The organism is Serratia sp. (in: enterobacteria) (assembly GCF_051654945.1).
Lineage (GTDB): Bacteria > Pseudomonadota > Gammaproteobacteria > Enterobacterales > Enterobacteriaceae > Chania.
This window is the reverse complement of sequence record NZ_JBOFZA010000072.1, coordinates 176,563-195,085: the sequence shown is the minus strand read 5'-3', so window position 1 is coordinate 195,085 and position 18,523 is coordinate 176,563. Positions and strand designations below refer to the sequence as shown.

The window sequence follows — 18,523 nt, the reverse complement described above, 5'->3', positions numbered from 1 at the left end:
CGCTACCAATATCAGAACATCCTTCTGCTCATACCAAGGATATCGAGGATCTTGGTGGAGATCTCCTCCACCGAATAGTTGGTGGTATTAAGGTAGCGGATCTGGTTTTTGCGAAATAGCGCTTCAACTTCAGCAACTTCCATCCTGCACTGGCGTGGAGAGGAATAACGACTGTTCTCGCGGCGTTCTTCGCGGATCGCCGTTAATCGCTCTGGGTTTATGGTCAAGCCAAACAACTTATGCTGAAACGGTTTCAGCGCGGCGGGTAGCTGCAAATTATCCATATCATCGGCGGTAAACGGATAGTTGGCCGCGCGGATACCAAATTGCATCGCCAGGTACAGGCTGGTGGGAGTTTTACCGCAGCGAGACACGCCCAGCAGGATCACCTGCGCCTGATCGAGGTTGCGTAGCGATATACCGTCATCATGGGCCAGGGTGTATTCAATCGCCGCGATCCGGGCGTCATATTTGCCCAGGTTGTTTTCCGTCAGCCCGTGTGTGCGATTGGGCACTGGCGTTGGGTCCACCGCTAATTCGCCTTGAAGCGGGCCGACCAGCGCTTGCACGATATCCTGGCAGAACCCTTCACTTTGGGTGATCACCTGGCGTACTTCCGGCGAGATAATCGAGTAGAACACCAGTGGGCGTACTCCGGTCTGCTGGTAAATCTCATTGATCTGCTGGCAAACGCCCCGTGCACGTGCTTCGGTTTCCACAAAGGGCAGAGTGAAGGTGGTGGCCTTGACGGGAAACTGCGACAGCACCGCATGCCCTAACACTTCGGCGGTAATGGCCGTGCCATCCGAGATATAAAAAACGCTTCTTTCCACCCATGACTCCTTAACTGAACCCATTTCTGAGACGACTGATAGCCACATCATGGTCTGCAAACCTGTATACGGTAAAGAGGAGGGGGTAAATTTTGTGATGATGGGAATAATACGCGTCAATAAATATAATTATTAAAACTTAATTTCATTTTTTATAAAATCAAACATGCTATTTTATCGGCGTTTAGCACCGCCGATTGACGCTATTTTCACCAAATTAGTCACTAAACATAGGGGTATTTAAGCAAAAGTTTAAAGAATACATAATTTGTTGAATTGTAAGCTTTTAGCCAGTTAGGGAACGATCCCTATTAAAAAGGTGCCCGCTGGAATTCTCTTAATTGCTATTTTCTTCATTGGCTTGATCGATTCACCTTTCCATTGTCTATGGATCATTGTGCTAGTCTGGCTGGGTGCCGTTTTTGCGGTACGAGTCAAAAATCCGTCAATACCCTACTGATAGCAATAAGGATTGTCTCGATGTCTAACAATGGCCCAGACTTGCGTAATGTGCTTTGGTACAACCAGCTTGGCATGCACGACGTTGACCGTGTTGGTGGCAAAAATGCCTCCCTCGGTGAAATGATCACCAATCTTTCCGATTTGGGCGTGGCCGTACCCAACGGTTTTGCCACCACCGCCCAGGCATTTAATGATTTTCTTGAGCAAAGTGGGGTTAACCAGCGCATTTATCAGCTGCTGGATCAGACTGACGTTGACGATATTGCTCAACTGTCCAAGGCCGGTGCGCAAATTCGCCAATGGGTGATCGATACGCCTTTCCATGCGGAATTTGAACGTGAAATCACGCTGGCGTACCAACAACTGTCCGAGGGCGAAAGCGAAGCTTCCTTCGCCGTGCGTTCTTCCGCCACGGCCGAAGATATGCCAGACGCCTCGTTTGCCGGCCAGCAGGAAACCTTCCTCAACGTGCAGGGCATTGATGCGGTGATGGTGGCGATCAAACACGTTTTCGCCTCCCTGTTTAATGACCGGGCCATCTCTTACCGCGTGCATCAGGGTTACGATCACCGTGGCGTGGCGCTTTCCGCCGGTGTGCAACGTATGGTGCGCTCCGATCTGGCCTCCTCGGGCGTCATGTTTACCATTGATACCGAATCCGGCTTTGATCAGGTGGTGTTTATCACCTCGGCGTTTGGGCTGGGTGAAATGGTGGTGCAAGGGGCGGTCAACCCGGATGAATTCTATGTCCATAAACCGACGCTGCTGAAGGGCAAACCGGCCATTGTGCGCCGCAACATCGGCTCGAAAAAAATCCGCATGGTGTACGCGCCTTCGCAGGATCACGGCAAGCAGGTACGCATTGAAGATGTGCCAGAAGAGCAACGCAATCGTTTCTCTTTGACCGATGACGAGGTGCAGGCACTGGCGCATCAGGCATTGCTGATTGAAAAACACTATGGCCGCCCGATGGATATCGAGTGGGCCAAAGACGGTCACACCGGCAAGCTGCTGATTGTCCAGGCACGGCCAGAAACCGTGCGTTCCAATGAGCAGGTGATGGAACGCTACCAGTTGAACGGCAACAGTGCCGTGCTGGTGGAAGGCCGCGCCATTGGCCACCGCATTGGCGCGGGCCCGGTGAAGGTCATCCACGATATCAGCGAAATGGATCGCATCCAGCCGGGCGACGTGCTGGTCACCGATATGACCGACCCGGATTGGGAACCGATCATGAAGAAGGCGTCTGCGATCGTTACCAACCGTGGCGGGCGCACCTGTCATGCGGCGATCATCGCCCGTGAACTGGGGATCCCTGCCGTGGTCGGCTGTGGCCACGCCACGGACCTGCTGAAAGAAGGGCAGAAAGTCACCGTCTCCTGCGCCGAAGGCGACACCGGATTTGTCTACAGCGACATGCTGGAATTCAGCATACAAAGCTCGGAAGTCACCGAACTGCCAGAGCTGCCGCTGAAGATCATGATGAACGTCGGCAACCCGGACCGTGCGTTCGACTTCGCGCGCTTGCCGAATGAGGGCGTGGGGCTGGCCCGGTTGGAGTTTATTATCAACCGCATGATCGGCGTTCACCCGCGTGCCCTGTTGGAGTTTGACCAGCAGCCCCCAGAACTGCAGGCAGAAATCAAGACGCTGATGCTGGGCTACGACGATCCGGTCGAATTCTATGTGGGTCGTTTGACCGAAGGGATCGCCACGCTGGGTGCCGCATTCTGGCCGAAGCGGGTGATCGTGCGCCTGTCCGATTTCAAATCTAACGAATACGCCAACCTGGTGGGTGGCGAGAAGTACGAACCGCACGAAGAAAACCCGATGTTAGGTTTCCGCGGCGCGGGTCGTTACGTGGCGGATAGCTTCCGCGACTGCTTCGCCATGGAGTGCGCTGCGATGAAGCGGGTGCGTAATGAAATGGGGCTGACCAACGTTGAGGTCATGGTGCCGTTTGTGCGTACCGTGGCTCAGGCGGAGGCCGTAGTGGCGGAGTTGGGGCGCCAGGGGCTGAAACGCGGCGAGAACGGGCTGAAAGTGATCATGATGTGCGAGATCCCGTCCAACGCCTTGCTGGCCGATCAGTTCCTTGAGCACTTCGATGGCTTCTCTATCGGCTCCAACGATATGACGCAGCTGACGCTGGGGCTGGATCGCGATTCCGGCGTAGTCTCCGAGCTGTTTGATGAGCGTAACGAGGCGGTCAAGGCGCTGCTTTCCATGGCGATCCAGGCGGCCAAGCGTCACGGCAAATATGTGGGGATCTGTGGGCAAGGCCCGTCAGACCATGCCGACTTTGCCGAGTGGTTGATGGATCAGGGCATTGACAGCCTGTCGCTGAACCCGGATACCGTGGTGCAAACCTGGGTTAATTTGTCGCAAAGAAAATAAACCTGCATAACGACGTCTGTTAAAACAGAAAACCGCCGGTTAATCCTGGCGGTTTTTTTTATCTTGGATGGTTTTTTTGATAAAAAAAAGCCCATCAATGACGGGCAAAGACTACACACAGCAATTCAGAGATACGGGGTTAGCTTGTAGGGGATCCCACTGGAAACAATGACTGCAACACAATGATTTTCAGCAAGATAGAGTTTTATACTAGGCAGTTATCCGGCTCGCGTCATTAAGAATCGTCCCAATAAAATGGCCGGATTTATACGGGTTTGCTGTAACAACAGGTCTTTGAATTGCAGGTTTTAGTGACGTGAATAATCAGCGGGGTGAAGACTAAAGGGTAATCGCCTGCCCAGTGGATGGGCAGGCGATGCAGGGATTACAGCTGTTCTAAATCTTTGGCGACTTCTTCCAGATCGGTAGTTGGTTCCGGGGCTTCGTTGACCCAGGCGCTCACCAACCGATAAGAGACGGCCAACACCACCGGGCCGATAAACAGGCCAATCATACCGAAGGCCAACAGGCCACCGATCACGCCAGACAGGATCAGTATCAGCGGCAAGTCGGCACCCATGCGGATCAGCGCTGGGCGCAGGAAGTTATCCAGCGTTCCAACCACGCAGCTCCACACCAATAGCACGGTGCCCCAGGTGGTGTCTCCGGTCCAGTACAGCCAGATAATCGCCGGGATCAGCACCAGCAATGGCCCCAGTTGGGCGAGACAGAAGATAAACATCACTACGGTCAACAGGGTGGCCGCTGGGATGCCTGAAATAGCCAGCCCAATTCCGCCCAGGATTGACTGTACCAATGCCGTCACGACCACGCCCAATGCGACCGCGCGGATCGCTTGGCTAGCCAGCAACACGGCCGCGTCGCCGCGAGTGGAAGCAAGGCGTATGGCAAAATGGCGGATTGCCATGGCTACCTGCTCACCACGGGCGTACAGCAACGCACTGAACAACAACATCAACGAACAGTGGATCAGGAAACGGCCAATATGTGCCGCCTGGGTGACAAACCAGGTGGCGGTTTGGCCGAAGTAAGGTTGAATTTTGGCTACCAGGGCGTTACCACCGGTGTTAACCAACAGATGATAGCTGTTATATAATTTATGCCCGATCACCGGAATGGAGCGAAGCCAATCTAGCTGTGGAGCATGGATCTGGCCCGGAGCGTTTACCCACGCCACGAATGGAGCACTATTATCCACCACGCTGCTGATCAGCAGGGCAATCGGCAGTACGAACAGCAAGAGCAGCAGGATGGTCATGGCCGCAACGGCCAGTGACCGACGGCCCCACAGCAGGTGTTGTAACTTAATCAATACCGGCCAGGTGGCGATCACCACCATCGCCGCCCAGGCAAAGCCCAGAATAAACGGTTGAATGACCCAAAAACAGGCGACGATCATAATGGCGATAAACAGCACGCCAAAAATTATCGTCGGTAAATCGTAGCGGCGTTGCGGTTGTGTCATGTATGCGTTTTCATCCTAGTGGTTAATCCCTTGGTACCCTTTCATCATGGAGCATTTTGGCTGACTTTCACAGTCAGCCGCACATTTTGCCGTGAATTTCCATCTGCGGTACAGCCTTTCATTGATTAGTGATGTAAATAATTCAGGTGGGGTAAACGAGAGTGTTGTTGGGCAGACCAGCCCGCTTTCCAGACTGGTCGTTGGTGGGGTGTTCTGGAGGGAAAGATTATTGGCCGTAATAGGCTTTGGCACCGTGCTTACGTAAGTAATGTTTGTCTAACAGCGTGGCTTGCATTGCCGGAACCTGGGGGCTGAGCTGCTGGGTAAACAGGTTCATGTAGGCGATCTCCTCCAGCACCACGGCATTATGTACCGCGCTTGCCGCATCTTTTCCCCAGCTAAAAGGGCCATGGCTGTTGACCAAAACCGCCGGGATCTGATTGGGATCGATACCAAGCTGTTGAAACGTCTCGATGATGACCTTACCGGTTTCATGCTCGTATTCGCCAGCGATCTCCTCATCGTGCATCAAGCGGGTACAGGGAATGGTGCCGTAGAAATAGTCGGCATGAGTGGTGCCTAATGCTGACAGCGATCTGCCTGCCTGCGCCCAGATGGTGGCGTGGCGGGAATGGGTGTGGACGATGCCGCCAATGTCGGGGAAGGCCTGATATAAGGCAAGGTGGGTCGCTGTATCTGAAGAGGGCTTTTTATTTCCCTCCACGACTTTTCCGCTGGCTAACTCTACCACCACCATATCTTCAACCTGCATGGTGCTGTATTCCACCCCGGAAGGCTTGATTACCATTAACCCCGCCTGGCGATCGATACCGCTGACATTCCCCCAGGTAAATGTCACTAGTTGATGTTCAGGCAATAATAAGTTTGCCTCAAAAACCTGCTGTTTTAATTGCTGTAACATAATTCACCTCGTGAGATATTCGCCGGTTGGTGGGGGAGGCCACCAAATCTGGCTCTGTGCGCTTGGGCAAGGACGTTGACGTTAATAAATCGCTCTTGCTGGGCGATTAAATAACAGGGCCTATTATTGCCTCAGACTAAAATACTGTGCCTATCGGCAGGATTAAAGCGGGTAAGGTGGCCAGAAATAATAAATGGTTAAATTTGGGCAAATTCGGTCACATTCGGGCATGATTTCTGTGTTTGATTGTGCCCGTTTGTTTTTGATAAAGACTTTTGTTGGTGTCCGACACCCTGTTTTATGTGACAAACATATCGTTTATATTATTTATTCATGTTTGTGTTGCATTTAAGTGTGACTTGAATCACGTAATGGTGGGTGAAAAAGGCAGGCAAATCGTTTCTTGAATTGAGTCACTTTCATACCAGGTAAAAAATATCATTATAGCGTTAAGCCAATCTCGCTATTTTTAAAGGGATATCATGTTACAAGCCGAACGTTATAAGCTCATTTGTAGCCACGTACAACAACAAGGTTCTGCTTTGGTGACTGAGTTATCCGTAGTCTGTCAGGTCTCGCCTGAGACCATCCGCCGGGATTTGCGGGTGTTGGAAAAGAACAAGAAGCTGATCCGCAGCTTTGGCGGGGCTGTGGCTCTGGATGTACATGAAGTGCCGGTGTTGGACCATTGGGAGAGCGCGGCGGTATCAAACAGCGTCGATCAAGCGGAGAGCTTTCGCAAAAGAACGGAAGAACATCCTGATATCAAAATGAAAATAGCCAAGTCCGCGCTGCAATTTATCCATCCGGGCGATTGCATCCTGCTGGATAACAGCAGCACCTGCTGGTTTTTGGCCCGGCAGATCCCGGATATTGATATTACCGTGGTCACCAACTCGGTCAAAATCATTCAGGCCCTGGCCTGCCGCGACAAGATCCGCGTGATTGGCATCGGTGGCGAATACTCAAGAAGGCATGATGATTTTCATGGTCCGGTGGCCGAAAGCGCGCTGAGAAACTTCCAGATCAATACCTTTTTCTTCTCGTGCCAAGGGTTGAATCAGGAGCACGGCATCCGGGATGGTAATGAAATCAACGCCAGATTAAAACAGGTGATGTTGCAGGTGTCGGAGAAAAAGATCCTGCTCGCCGGTTCCAGTAAATTCGAGCAATATTCATTTTGCAGAATATGTATGTTGGATGAAGTAGATATTTTAATTACCAATAAACTCGTCTCGCCCAAATACCGTGGGGATAATCCAGGGTTGGAAATTATCGAAGCCCATAAGTAAGCCGTTCTTAAGCAAATGACGGTTGCAATCTAACGCTTATTATGTGCAGCAATAAAACAGTGTCAACACCAGTGTCCGTTAAATAGTTAAGTAAAAATAATATAAATCCCGATAGCTTAAATTCACCGCCTTAATAGCAAGCGTCTGGCTGGTGATAAAGCCGGGAACCCTACTGCTTAAATAAAATTCTGCCGAGGATCGACTTATGAAAAAAGCACTCTTACCTTGCCTGATCGCCACGTTGATGACCGCTCATTCCGCCTGGGCCGAGGATGCCGTGACGGTGCAAAAAGCCAATAAGCCTTTCACCATGGGAGTGGTGGTTAAAGTGGGTGGCATCCCTTGGTTTAACGTGATGGAACAGGGCATTAAAGAGGAAGGCAAAGCCCTGGGCGTCAACGCCTGGCAGGTCGGGCCAACGACGGCCGACCCGGCAGAGCAGGTGCGGGCGATCGAAGACCTGATTGCCAAAAAGGTGGATGTGATTGGGGTGGTACCGAACGACGCCAAAGTGTTGGAGCCGGTACTCAAGCGCGCCCAGGAAGCCGGCATCAAGGTGATAACCCATGAATCCCCAGGCCAGGTGAACGCGGACTGGGATTTCGAACTGCTGGACACCCAGAGCATGGGGGCCAATCACATGAAAGATATGGCGCAGTGCATGGGTGAGGAAGGCAAGTACGCCATGTTTGTCGGCAGCCTGACGGTGCCTTTGGTGAACGAGTGGGCCGACGCGGCGATCGCCTACCAGAAAGCCAATTATCCGAAGATGACCCTGGTTGAGGATCGCTTTGGCGTGGCGGAGTCGGTCGATGACTCCATGCGTACCGCCAACGACCTGCTTTCCAAGCACAAGGATCTGAAAGGGATCATGTCATTCGGTTCACAAGGGCCGATCGGTGCTGGCCGCGCCATCGACAAGCGTAAGAAGAACGACACTACCTGCGTGTTTGGTACCTTCACGCCGGGCCAGGGCATCAAACTGCTGGAGAAAGGCGCCATCGACGGTGGCTATATTTCCAACCCAATGCTGGCGGGCAAAGTCTTTGTTCAGGTGGCTACCGCCATGATGAACGGTGAGCCGATCAAGGATGGTGGCAAGCTGGGTGGCATGGGAGACATCAAAATCAATGGCAACACCCTTCTCAGTAACAATCCGGAAAAACTGGACGTGGAAAACACTAAGCGTTTGGTCAAGCTTGGCCTGTAAACACGGGTGATGTGACACTGCCGGGCAAGCGTTTTGCCCGGCATCTTGGTTATTGCAGGGAACGGTATGATGAGTCAACTTACTGATACTGATAATAAAGTGCCATTGATCACGCTCAAGTCGCTGTCAAAAAGCTTCGGGGGGCATCAGGCGCTGAAAAATATCACGCTGACCCTCAACCAGGGGGAGGTGCATTGCCTGGCAGGGGCCAATGGCTGTGGGAAAAGCACCCTGATTAAAACCATCAGTGGCGTCTACGCGCCCGATGTGGGCAGCGAGATTTGCATTGGCGATAAAGCTTATACCCGCCTGACACCGGGGCGCGCGCGTGATTTAGGCATCCAGGTGATCTATCAGGATCTGTCGCTGTTCCCCAACCTGACGGTGGCAGAAAATATCGCGTTTGAATACAACCTGAACGGCTATCTGGGCTGGTTCAGCAAGCGCAAGCTCCAGGCCAAAGCCAGGCAAATCCTTGATGAGCTGGCATTCAATATCGATCCCGATGCGTTAGTGCAGCATTTACCCATTGCCCAGCGCCAGCAGATCGCGATTTGCCGCGCCCTGGTGGCCCAGGCACGCCTGGTGATTATGGATGAACCGACCGCTTCGCTGACGCGTACCGAGGTCAATCAGCTGCTGCGCACGGTGAACTATCTGCGGGATAAAAATATTACCGTGGTGTTTGTTAGCCACCGGCTGGATGAAGTGAAAGAGATTTCAGACCGTATCACGGTGATCCGTGACGGCGAAAAGGTCGGTACCTGGGAAGCGCAGGAGTTATCGACCGGGCGTATTACCGAACTGATGACCGGGCTGACCATCGTCCATGAACAAAAACCGCCGAATGCCGAGTTAGGCAAGGTGGTGATGCAACTGGATAAGCTGAGCCGCAAAGGCCAATTTCAGGACGTTTCATTCAGCCTGCATCGCGGTGAGGTGTTGGGGCTATGCGGTTTGTTGGGTGCCGGGCGTACCGAGCTGGCGCTTAGCCTGTTTGGTATCACGCACCCGGATAGCGGCGAGCTGCAGATCGAAGGCAAAAAAGTCCGCATCAAAAACAACACCCAGGCGATTGAGCTGGGGATTGGCTACGTCTCTGAAGATCGCCTGACGCTGGGCGCGGTGTTATCCCAGTCGGTGGCCGACAACATGGTGTTATCCATTCTCAAACGTATTCAGACTCCATGGTACCTGATTGACGAGGCACATAAGGACGAATTGGTGCAGCAGTGGATCAAGGATCTGGATATCAAGGTGAGTGATCCAGACAACGCGTTGTCCACCTTATCCGGGGGCAACCAGCAGAAAGTGGTATTGGCAAAGTGGATCCTGACCCGGCCCAAAATCCTGATCCTGGATGCGCCAACGGTGGGCGTAGACATTGGTGCCAAAGACAGTATCTACAAGCTGATCCATCGCCTGTCTGGCGTTGGCATCGCCGTGTTGCTGATATCCGACGAGGTTCCTGAAGTGTATTACAACTGCGATCGCATTTTGCATATGTCGCAGGGGCGGATCGTCAATGAACTGATCCCCGGCCAGATGAGTGAGCAGCAGCTTGCGGAGGCGATTAATGGTTAATGTAAACTGGCTTAAGCCGAGTTCTGTCGAGGGATGGTTGGGCTGGGTGATCGCCATCATGCTGGTGCTGTTCTCTCTCCTGAGCAGCGAATTTCTCTCGTTGCAGAACCTGCTGGACTTAAGCGAAAGCTATGCGGTCACCGGCGTTTTTGCCCTGGGTTTGTTTGTGGTGCTGGTCACCGGCGGAATCGACATCTCCTTTGCGGCGGTGGCTTCGGTGGTGCAGTACGCGGTGGCTTCGTTGCTGATGCACGATTTGGTCACCAACCCGGTCTGGTGCCTGCTGATCGCGGTAGCGATAGGCGTGACGCTGGGCATGGTCAACGCCATCCTGATCTACTCGCTGAATATCGTCTCGATCATTATCACCATCAGTATGCAGTCGCTGCTGTTTGGCCTGCTGATGTGGGTGACCGGCGGCCAGAGCATTTATGACCTGCCAGACTGGTGGATTGCCCAACGTTCCGTACTGCCCTTCAGCTATGGCGGCGAAAGCTATCAGATAGGGTTACCGCTGGTGGTGATGCTGGCTATCGCTCTGCTAACCCTGTTGCTGCTGACGAAAACCCATATCGGTCGCCAGCTGTACGCGGTGGGTGGCAGCCCAGAATCGGCCCGACGCATCGGTATCCGCGTGGTGTTGGTGTATCTGTTTGCCTATGGCTACCTCGGTGCCACCGCTGCGATTGGCGGCATGTTGCAGGTCTACCGGATGAGCGAGGTGGTCCCAAGCGCTCTGGTGGGAGGCGAGCTGGACGTGTTGGCTGCCGCGGTGCTTGGCGGTGCCAGCCTGTCTGGCGGGCGTGGTACGGTGATCGGGACGCTGATGGGGGTATTCCTGATCGGCATCCTGAAAAACGGCCTTAACCTGATTGGCGTATCCAGCTATTTCGTCAATATCGTGATTGGCATGGTGATCGTGGCGGCGATATGCGTCACGCATTATAAGAAACGCAAAGAAACCGACGTCGGTTTCGTCTGACAGGGGCCAAAGGGATGAAAAACAACCGTTTATTTGCTGTTGATGGTGCGGTGTCCGGCCTGCTGGGGATCTGCTGTCTGGCGACCTTGGCGTTTACGCTGCTGATGCCAGGACGCTTTTTTACCGAAAACACCTTTCTGAGTATTGCATTTCAACTGCCGGAACTGGGGTTGCTGACCTTTGCCATGTTCGTGCCGATGCTGAGCGGCGGGTTGAACCTGTCGATCATCGGCACCGCCAACCTGACCAGCCTGTTTATGGCCTGGTTGCTGATCAGCTTTGTGCCACCGGAGGCCAGTACGGCGGTGCAACTGATGTGGCTGGTACTCGCGTTGCTGGGCGCTGCGCTGATCGCCGTGATCATTGGTTGCCTGACCGGGCTGATGATCTCCCGCATTGGTGCTCACCCCATCCTGGTGACCCTGGGCAGCATGACGATTATCAGCGGGATCGGCGTCTACCTGACCAAAGGGGCGGCGTTGAGCGGTATGCCGCCGCTGGTACGCAGTATGGGATCGGAGGTGGTGTGGGGCGTACCGGTGCCGATGCTGATTTTCATTGTGGCATCGCTGGTGTTGGCATTGGTACTGGGGAAAACCCGGCTGGGCAAATCTATCTACATGTGTGGCAGCAATATCAACGCCACCTGGTTTAGCGGCATTCGTACCGATCGGGTGATGCTGGCCATCTATACCATTTCCAGCCTGTTGTGCGTGTTGGCCGGTTTGATCATGATGGCGCGTTTCAACTCGGCGCGTATGGGGTACGGCGATTCTTACCTGCTGTTGACCGTGTTGGCGATTGTGTTGGGAGGAACCAACCCATTTGGTGGCGTGGGCAAAGTCAGCCACGTGTTTTGTGCGCTGCTGGTGCTACAGGTGATCGCCACCGGCCTGAGCCTGCTGGGCGTCAGCCTGCATGTGAATCTGGCGGTCTGGGGCATCACCCTGATCTGCGCGCTGGCTTTCAGAACCTTCAAGGACAAATGGCAGGCTCGGCGTGCCATGGATCGTAATCGGGCCAAGCTGCAACGTGCGCTGGCCACCGGTGAGGAGAAATAATGCGTAGTCATCCGTTAGGGATTTATGAGAAGGCGCTGCCGAAAGACACCAGTTGGTTGGAGAAGCTGGCGCTGGCCAAAGCCTGTGGTTTTGATTTTGTCGAAATGTCGATTGATGAAAGCGATGAACGCCTGGCTCGCCTGGACTGGAGTGCGCAACAACGTATGGCCATCCTCGAGGCCATGCAGCAGACCGGCATCCGCATCCCGACGCTGTGCCTCTCGGCGCACCGGCGTTTCCCGTTTGGTAGCCGCGATAGCGCCACGCGCGACCAGGCCAGGGCGATCATGGTCAAGGCAATCAAACTGGCCCAGGATTTGGGTATCCGCACCATTCAACTGGCCGGCTATGATGTCTATTACGAACCGCAGGACAGCGAAACGATAGCGCGTTTCGAAGCCTCGCTGGCCTGGGCCGTGGCGCAGGCGGCCGGGGCGCAGGTAATGTGTGCGGTAGAGATTATGGATACGCCGTTTATCAACGCCATCAGCAAGTGGAAAGTGCTGGCAGATAAAATCAACTCGCCGTGGTTTACCGTCTACCCGGATATTGGCAACCTGACCGCCTGGGGCAATGATGTGGACCTTGAGCTGAGTTGCGGCATCGATCAAATCGCGGCGATCCACCTGAAAGATACTTACCCGGTTACCGCAGAGGCTCCAGGGCAGTTCCGCGATGTGCCTTTTGGTGACGGTTGTGTGGACTTTGTCGGGCTGTTTAAAACCCTGCAACGGCTCAACTATCGTGGCACTTTCCTGATCGAAATGTGGACCGAAAAGTCGCCGCAGCCCCTGCTGGATATCATCCACGCGCGTCAGTGGATCGAAGAGCAGATGCGTGTTGCTGGCTGGCAGGATGAGCGTTCATCCATGACGATCCCGGGGGAGGTAGCCTGATGAGTCACTATTATCTAGGGATCGACCTGGGCGGCACGGTCACCAAGGCCGGTATCTACACATCCGCAGGGCAGGAGTTGGTGGTCACCGAGCAGGCGTTGCCGTTGCTAAGCCCCCAGCGTGGGTTTTGCGAAAGGGATATGGCCGGGCTGTGGGAAGCCACCTGTCAGGTGATCCGCCGGGCGTTGGCCGAAGGCAAGATAGATGCCGGGCAAATCAAAGGGGTGAGCTTCTCGGCGCATGGTAAAGGGCTTTATCTGGTGGATAAACAGGGCCGGCCGGTGCGCCAGGGCATTGTGTCATCCGATTCCCGTGCGCAAGCCTTGGTCAGCCGTTGGCAGCAGGAAGGCAAAGATCGGCAAGCCTATGGTTACAGCCTGCAACAGCTATGGCCATCGCATCCAGCGGCGTTGCTACGCTGGTTGAAAGATCACGAGCCGGAAAGCTACGCGCAAACCGGCTATGTGCTGATGGTGCATGACTATATCCGCTCTTGCCTGACCGGCGTGTTCACCAGTGAAGAAACCAATATCTCCGGCAGTAACCTGTTTAATCAACAGCAGGGCGCGATCGATCCGGCGCTGCTGTCGATCTTTGGTATCGAGGAAGTCGCAGACAAAACGGCAGAGATCATCGGTTCGGCCGATTGTGCAGGCTATGTCACAACCGCTGCCGCGCAATCCAGCGGCCTGAAAGCGGGGACGCCGGTATTTGGCGGTATGTTCGACGTGGTGGGGGCAGCGTTGACCTCTGGGGTGCAGGATGCCAGCAAACTCAGCGCGGTGGCTGGAACCTGGTCCATCGCTACCCGCGTGTTCGATCGCATCATGCCAGCGGAATACCCGTACGTCTGGGGGAAATACAGCATTCCCGGCACCTATTTTGTCCATGAAGGCAGCCCGACCTCCGCCAGTAACCTCGCCTGGTTTGTGCAGCAGTTTCTTCCCAACCTGCCGGACAGCTACGCCACCTTGAACCAGTGGGCGGAGCAGGGTTATCAGAAATCGGAAGATATTCTGTTCTTCCCTTGGCTGTATGGCTCCAACTTCAAAGCCAATTTGAACGGCGGCTTTCTTGGGCTGTGCGGCCATCATGGCGTGGAAGATATGGTGTATGCCATCTATCAGGGGATCGTGTTCTCACATCTGCTGCATCAGGACCGCATTCTGGCACTCAGTGCCGGGACCGAAAGTATCCGCTTCACCGGCGGGCCGACCCATTCGCGGGTATGGATGCAGATGTTTTGTGATGCCAGCAACCTGCCGTTGGAGATTGTCGACGTACGCCAGTCGGGTTGCCGTGCTGCCGCGCTGTGTGCCTCGGTGGGGGCCGGTGAGTTTAATGGGTTTAGCGCGGCCATGGAGGCCAGCCAGGCTCCGATCGTTCGTCTTGAGCCAGATACCGCGAAACACCGCGTATTACGCCAGCGATTTGAGCGCTTCAAGCAGGTGGCGGCAGCACTGAGTGCAGTGGAATAACCGCCAGAGTTTCCTTTCCCCAAAGCGCAGCTAGCGGCTGCGCTATCATTTTCCCCGCCAAATAATGCTAATTGCAGGATGTACAAGCGGCAAAACACCCGCCATTATGAGGTAGATGGCGATGACGCAGCAGCTGCGCCGATCGTGATAATAAAAAACAGGGGAGGGCCAGTTCCGGGCCCGATTAAGCAATTAAGAGCAGACAGAGTCCAACAAGCGAATGATCCCACAAATTTCTCAGGCACCTGGCCTCGTGCAACGGGTGCTGGACTTTTTGGCCGCGTTAAAACAGAGCGGATTCAACGGTGATACCGCCACTAGCTATGCCGATCGCTTGACGATGGCCACGGACAACAGTATTTACCAACTGTTGCCCGATGCGGTGGTATTTCCTCGTTCAACCGCTGACGTGGCGCTTATCGCCAGGGTGGCCGATGAAGAGCGCTTCAAAGCATTAACCTTCAGCCCGCGCGGTGGCGGCACCGGCACCAATGGGCAGGCATTGAACACCGGCATTGTGGTTGATATGTCACGCTACATGAACCGCATTCTGGACATCAACGTCGAACAGGGCTGGGTACGGGTAGAAGCCGGGGTGATTAAAGACCAGCTCAACCAGTATTTGCGCCCGTTCGGCTACTTCTTCGCGCCGGAGCTTTCCACCAGTAACCGAGCGACCTTGGGCGGCATGATCAATACCGACGCGTCTGGCCAGGGGTCGCTGGTATATGGCAAAACCTCGGACCATGTGCTGGGGCTGCGGGCGGTATTGCTGGGGGGCGAGATGATCGACACCCGCGTCATGCCGACGACGCTGGCGGAAACGATTGCTCAGGAAGATACGCCAGAAGGCCGGATCTACCACACCGTGCTGAATCGTTGCCGTGAGCAACGGGCGCTGATCCTGGAAAAATTCCCCAAACTTAACCGTTTTCTCACCGGTTACGATCTGCGCCACGTGTTGAGTGACGATCTGCAAACCTTCGATCTGACGCGCATTCTTACCGGAGCCGAAGGGACCCTGGCCTTTATCACCGAAGCGCGGCTGGATATCACGCCGTTGCCGAAGGTACGGCGGCTGGTGAACGTTAAGTACGACTCTTTCGATTCAGCCCTGCGCAATGCGCCGTTTATGGTGGAAGCCAAGGCGCTGTCGGTGGAAACCATCGACTCCAAGGTGTTGAATCTGGCCCGTGAAGATATCGTCTGGCACTCGGTCAGCGAACTGATCACTAACGTACCGGACAAGGAAATGCTCGGGCTGAACATCGTTGAGTTTGCCGGTGACGATAAGGCGCTGATCGACGGCCAGATGGAAGCGCTGTGCGAACGTCTGGACGACCTGATCTCCGAGCAGCAGGCTGGGGTGATCGGCTATCAGATTTGTGGCGATCTGACCGGCATTGAGCGTATCTACAATATGCGCAAAAAGGCGGTGGGATTGCTGGGTAACGCCAAAGGGCAGGCCAAGCCGATCCCGTTCGCCGAAGATACCTGCGTTCCGCCACAGCACTTGGCCGATTACATTACCGAGTTCCGCCAACTGCTGGATAGCCATAACCTGAGCTACGGCATGTTTGGCCACGTGGATGCCGGGGTGCTGCACGTGCGCCCGGCGCTGGATATGTGCGATCCGCAGCAAGAAGTGCTGATGAAGCAGATCTCTGACCAGGTAGTGGAGCTAACCGCGAAATACGGTGGCCTGCTGTGGGGCGAGCACGGCAAAGGCTTTAGGGCGGAATACAGCCCGGCGTTCTTTGGCGAAGAACTCTATGAAGAACTGCGCCGCATCAAGGCAGCGTTTGACCCGCTCAACCGTCTGAATCCGGGCAAGATCTGTCCGCCGCTGGGCGTTGACGCCGTGATGATGAAGGTTGATGCGGTGAAACGCGGCACGTTGGATCGCCGTATTCCCATCGACGTTCGCACCTCGTTCCGTGGTGCGATGGAGTGTAACGGCAACGGACTCTGTTTCAACTTTGATGTGCACAGCCCGATGTGTCCGTCGATGAAGATCACCGCCAACCGCATTCATTCGCCGAAAGGCCGTGCGGCCCTGGTGCGTGAATGGTTACGGTTACTGGCAGAGCAGGGCGTCGATCCTGTCGCGCTGGAAAAACAGTTACCGCAGCAGCGCCTCAGTTTCCGCACCCTGGTCGAGAAAACCCGTAATAGCTGGCACGCAGGCAAGGGTGAATATGATTTCTCCCATGAGGTCAAGGAAGCCATGTCTGGCTGCCTGGCCTGTAAAGCCTGCTCGACCCAGTGCCCGATCAAGATCGACGTGCCGGGCTTCCGTTCGCGCTTCTTGCAGCTATATCACACCCGCTACCTGCGTCCGTTGCGTGACTACATGGTCGCTGGCGTTGAAAGCTACACTCCGCTGATGGCCAAAGCACCGAAGGTGTTCAACTTCTTCTTCAAACAGCCGTGGGTACGCGAACTGAGCCGTAACACCATCGGTATGGTGGATCTGCCACTGCTTTCCAGTCCGACGTTGCGCCAGCAGCTTTCTGGCCATAGCGCATTTAGCATGACGCTTGAACAGCTGGAGGCATTGAGCGACAGCCAGCGTGAACAGCATGTGTTGGTGGTGCAGGATCCGTTTACCAGCTATTACGATGCCCAGGTAGTGGCAGACTTTGTCCGGCTGGTGGAAAAACTGGGCTACAAGCCGGTATTGCTGCCGTTCTCACCGAACGGCAAGGCGCAACATATCAAAGGCTTCCTGACGCGCTTTGCCAAAACGGCGCGCAAGACCGCAGACTTCCTTAACCGGGTTGCCAAGCTGGGCATGCCGATGGTGGGCGTCGATCCTGCGTTGGTTCTATGCTATCGGGACGAATATCAAGAAATCCTCGGGGCCGACCGGGGTGATTTCCAGGTGCAGCTGGTTCATGAATGGTTGCAGAAGCTGCTGGCCGAACGTGCAGAACAGCCCGCCACCGGGGAAGCCTGGTATCTGTTTGGCCACTGCACCGAAACGACCGCATTACCGGTCAGCACTCAGCAATGGACTTCGATCTTTGCCCGTTTTGGTGCCAGGTTGGAAAACGTCAGCGTGGGTTGCTGCGGCATGGCTGGCACTTACGGCCACGAAGCCAACAATCTGCAAAATTCCCTGGGGATTTATGAGTTATCATGGCATCAGGCGCTACAACGTTTGCCAAGGCAACGCTGTCTGGCGACCGGTTATTCTTGCCGCAGCCAGGTCAAACGCATTGAAGGCAATGGCGTGCGGCATCCGTTACAGGCACTTCTGGAGATGATTGCGTGAAGCTGTGGAAACGTGAAACAACGCTGGAACAACTCAACCAAAGCGGCGAAGGATGTATGGTGGCCCATGTGGGCATCCAGTTCACCCGCCTGGAAGAGGATTATTTAGAGGCGGTGATGCCTGTTGATCACCGCACCACCCAGCCGTTTGGCCTGTTGCACGGTGGGGCTTCGGTGGTGCTGGCCGAGTCGATGGGCTCGATGGCAGGTTATCTGTGTACCGAAGGGGAGCAAAAGGTGGTGGGGTTGGAGATTAACGCCAACCACCTGCGGGCGGTATTTAAAGGGCAGGTGCGCGGGGTTTGTCGGGCATTGCATGCAGGCCGCCGCAATCAGGTTTGGCAGATCGAAATCTTCGACGATCGCGATCGCCTGTGCTGTACCTCCCGGCTGACTACCGCAGTATTGGAGTAAGGGCGTTCGAGGGGGAATGCGCTCGCTGTTTCCCCTCACCCCAACCCTCTCCCAAAGGGCGAGGGAGCTAGTCCTGCGATCTGCTTAGGTGCCGCAGTTAATCTGTAACAGGGGAGGTGCCAAAGCAGGTAATGGTAGTAAAGTTGTGGCACATTCAGTCCCCTCTCCCAATAAGCGAGGGGGCCAGTGCGGTGATCTGCTTGGGTCCAGGAATTAATTTGTGACAGAGT

The 18,523-nt window shown here is 54.7% G+C and carries 13 protein-coding genes; 10 read left to right on the top strand and 3 right to left on the bottom strand.

What is annotated here, in order from left to right; all coding sequences use genetic code 11:
- Positions 1-11 precede the first annotated feature (11 nt).
- Entirely contained in the window at positions 12-833 is an 822-nt protein-coding gene (gene ppsR / locus ACRDCA_RS11355; RefSeq protein ID WP_025119745.1) for a posphoenolpyruvate synthetase regulatory kinase/phosphorylase PpsR, read from the bottom strand.
- A gap of 480 nt (positions 834-1,313) precedes the next feature.
- Between ppsR and ppsA the strand changes: the two genes are divergently transcribed.
- Positions 1,314-3,692: a phosphoenolpyruvate synthase gene (gene ppsA, locus ACRDCA_RS11350; RefSeq protein ID WP_438689598.1), complete on the top strand. Its 2,379-nt coding sequence runs from the start codon at positions 1,314-1,316 to the stop codon at positions 3,690-3,692.
- Between the two features lie 385 nt (positions 3,693-4,077).
- On the opposite strand, the gene ydiK is transcribed toward ppsA, so the two are convergent.
- Together ydiK and araD are read right to left on the bottom strand one after the other, a co-directional pair.
- Positions 4,078-5,178, bottom strand: a complete 1,101-nt coding sequence (gene ydiK / locus ACRDCA_RS11345) for an AI-2E family transporter YdiK (RefSeq protein WP_438689597.1) — start codon at positions 5,176-5,178, stop codon at positions 4,078-4,080.
- A gap of 226 nt (positions 5,179-5,404) precedes the next feature.
- Complete coding sequence (araD, locus tag ACRDCA_RS11340) at positions 5,405-6,100, bottom strand: L-ribulose-5-phosphate 4-epimerase (RefSeq protein WP_438689596.1); 696 nt, start codon at positions 6,098-6,100, stop codon at positions 5,405-5,407.
- A gap of 482 nt (positions 6,101-6,582) precedes the next feature.
- Here araD and ACRDCA_RS11335 point away from each other — a divergent pair, with 482 nt between their 5' ends.
- From ACRDCA_RS11335 to menI, 9 genes are all read left to right on the top strand, one after another.
- Positions 6,583-7,392 (top strand): DeoR/GlpR family DNA-binding transcription regulator, encoded by an 810-nt coding sequence (locus ACRDCA_RS11335; protein ID WP_438689595.1) that lies wholly within the window; start codon positions 6,583-6,585, stop codon positions 7,390-7,392.
- A gap of 205 nt (positions 7,393-7,597) precedes the next feature.
- Entirely contained in the window at positions 7,598-8,602 is a 1,005-nt protein-coding gene (locus ACRDCA_RS11330; RefSeq protein WP_438689594.1) for a substrate-binding domain-containing protein, read from the top strand.
- A 69-nt stretch (positions 8,603-8,671) separates the two neighbouring features.
- Complete coding sequence (locus ACRDCA_RS11325; RefSeq protein ID WP_438690144.1) at positions 8,672-10,186, top strand: sugar ABC transporter ATP-binding protein; 1,515 nt, start codon at positions 8,672-8,674, stop codon at positions 10,184-10,186.
- Positions 10,179-11,168 (top strand): ABC transporter permease, encoded by a 990-nt coding sequence (locus ACRDCA_RS11320; protein ID WP_438689593.1) that lies wholly within the window; start codon positions 10,179-10,181, stop codon positions 11,166-11,168. Before ACRDCA_RS11325 ends, ACRDCA_RS11320 begins: the two co-directional genes overlap by 8 nt.
- 14 nt (positions 11,169-11,182) lie before the next feature.
- A complete protein-coding gene (locus ACRDCA_RS11315; protein WP_438689592.1) occupies positions 11,183-12,229 on the top strand; it encodes an ABC transporter permease in 1,047 nt (348 codons plus the stop codon).
- A complete protein-coding gene (locus ACRDCA_RS11310) occupies positions 12,229-13,125 on the top strand; it encodes an L-ribulose-5-phosphate 3-epimerase (RefSeq protein ID WP_438689591.1) in 897 nt (298 codons plus the stop codon). Before ACRDCA_RS11315 ends, ACRDCA_RS11310 begins: the two co-directional genes overlap by 1 nt.
- Positions 13,125-14,603: an FGGY-family carbohydrate kinase gene (locus ACRDCA_RS11305; protein ID WP_438689590.1), complete on the top strand. Its 1,479-nt coding sequence runs from the start codon at positions 13,125-13,127 to the stop codon at positions 14,601-14,603. The genes ACRDCA_RS11310 and ACRDCA_RS11305 overlap by 1 nt, the downstream gene beginning before the upstream one ends.
- Before the next feature lie 220 nt (positions 14,604-14,823).
- Positions 14,824-17,880 carry a D-2-hydroxyglutarate dehydrogenase YdiJ gene (gene ydiJ / locus ACRDCA_RS11300; protein WP_438689589.1) on the top strand — a complete coding sequence of 1,019 codons (3,057 nt, stop codon included), beginning with the start codon at positions 14,824-14,826 and terminating at the stop codon, positions 17,878-17,880.
- Positions 17,877-18,293 carry a 1,4-dihydroxy-2-naphthoyl-CoA hydrolase gene (menI, locus tag ACRDCA_RS11295; RefSeq protein ID WP_411753368.1) on the top strand — a complete coding sequence of 139 codons (417 nt, stop codon included), beginning with the start codon at positions 17,877-17,879 and terminating at the stop codon, positions 18,291-18,293. Before ydiJ ends, menI begins: the two co-directional genes overlap by 4 nt.
- Positions 18,294-18,523 lie beyond the last annotated feature (230 nt).

Excerpts from the sequence above, each read along its gene's own strand:
- ACRDCA_RS11315 (WP_438689592.1), top strand. The coding sequence starts at position 11,183 with ATGAAAAACAACCGTTTATTTGCTGTTGATGGTGCGGTGTCCGGCCTG.
- ydiK (WP_438689597.1), bottom strand. The coding sequence starts at position 5,178 with ATGACACAACCGCAACGCCGCTACGATTTACCGACGATAATTTTTGGC.
- ACRDCA_RS11320 (WP_438689593.1), top strand. The coding sequence starts at position 10,179 with ATGGTTAATGTAAACTGGCTTAAGCCGAGTTCTGTCGAGGGATGGTTG.
- ACRDCA_RS11330 (WP_438689594.1), top strand. The coding sequence starts at position 7,598 with ATGAAAAAAGCACTCTTACCTTGCCTGATCGCCACGTTGATGACCGCT.
- ppsA (WP_438689598.1), top strand. The coding sequence starts at position 1,314 with ATGTCTAACAATGGCCCAGACTTGCGTAATGTGCTTTGGTACAACCAG.
- ACRDCA_RS11310 (WP_438689591.1), top strand. The coding sequence starts at position 12,229 with ATGCGTAGTCATCCGTTAGGGATTTATGAGAAGGCGCTGCCGAAAGAC.
- ACRDCA_RS11335 (WP_438689595.1), top strand. The coding sequence starts at position 6,583 with ATGTTACAAGCCGAACGTTATAAGCTCATTTGTAGCCACGTACAACAA.
- araD (WP_438689596.1), bottom strand. The coding sequence starts at position 6,100 with ATGTTACAGCAATTAAAACAGCAGGTTTTTGAGGCAAACTTATTATTG.
- ACRDCA_RS11305 (WP_438689590.1), top strand. The coding sequence starts at position 13,125 with ATGAGTCACTATTATCTAGGGATCGACCTGGGCGGCACGGTCACCAAG.
- ACRDCA_RS11325 (WP_438690144.1), top strand. The coding sequence starts at position 8,672 with ATGAGTCAACTTACTGATACTGATAATAAAGTGCCATTGATCACGCTC.
- ydiJ (WP_438689589.1), top strand. The coding sequence starts at position 14,824 with ATGATCCCACAAATTTCTCAGGCACCTGGCCTCGTGCAACGGGTGCTG.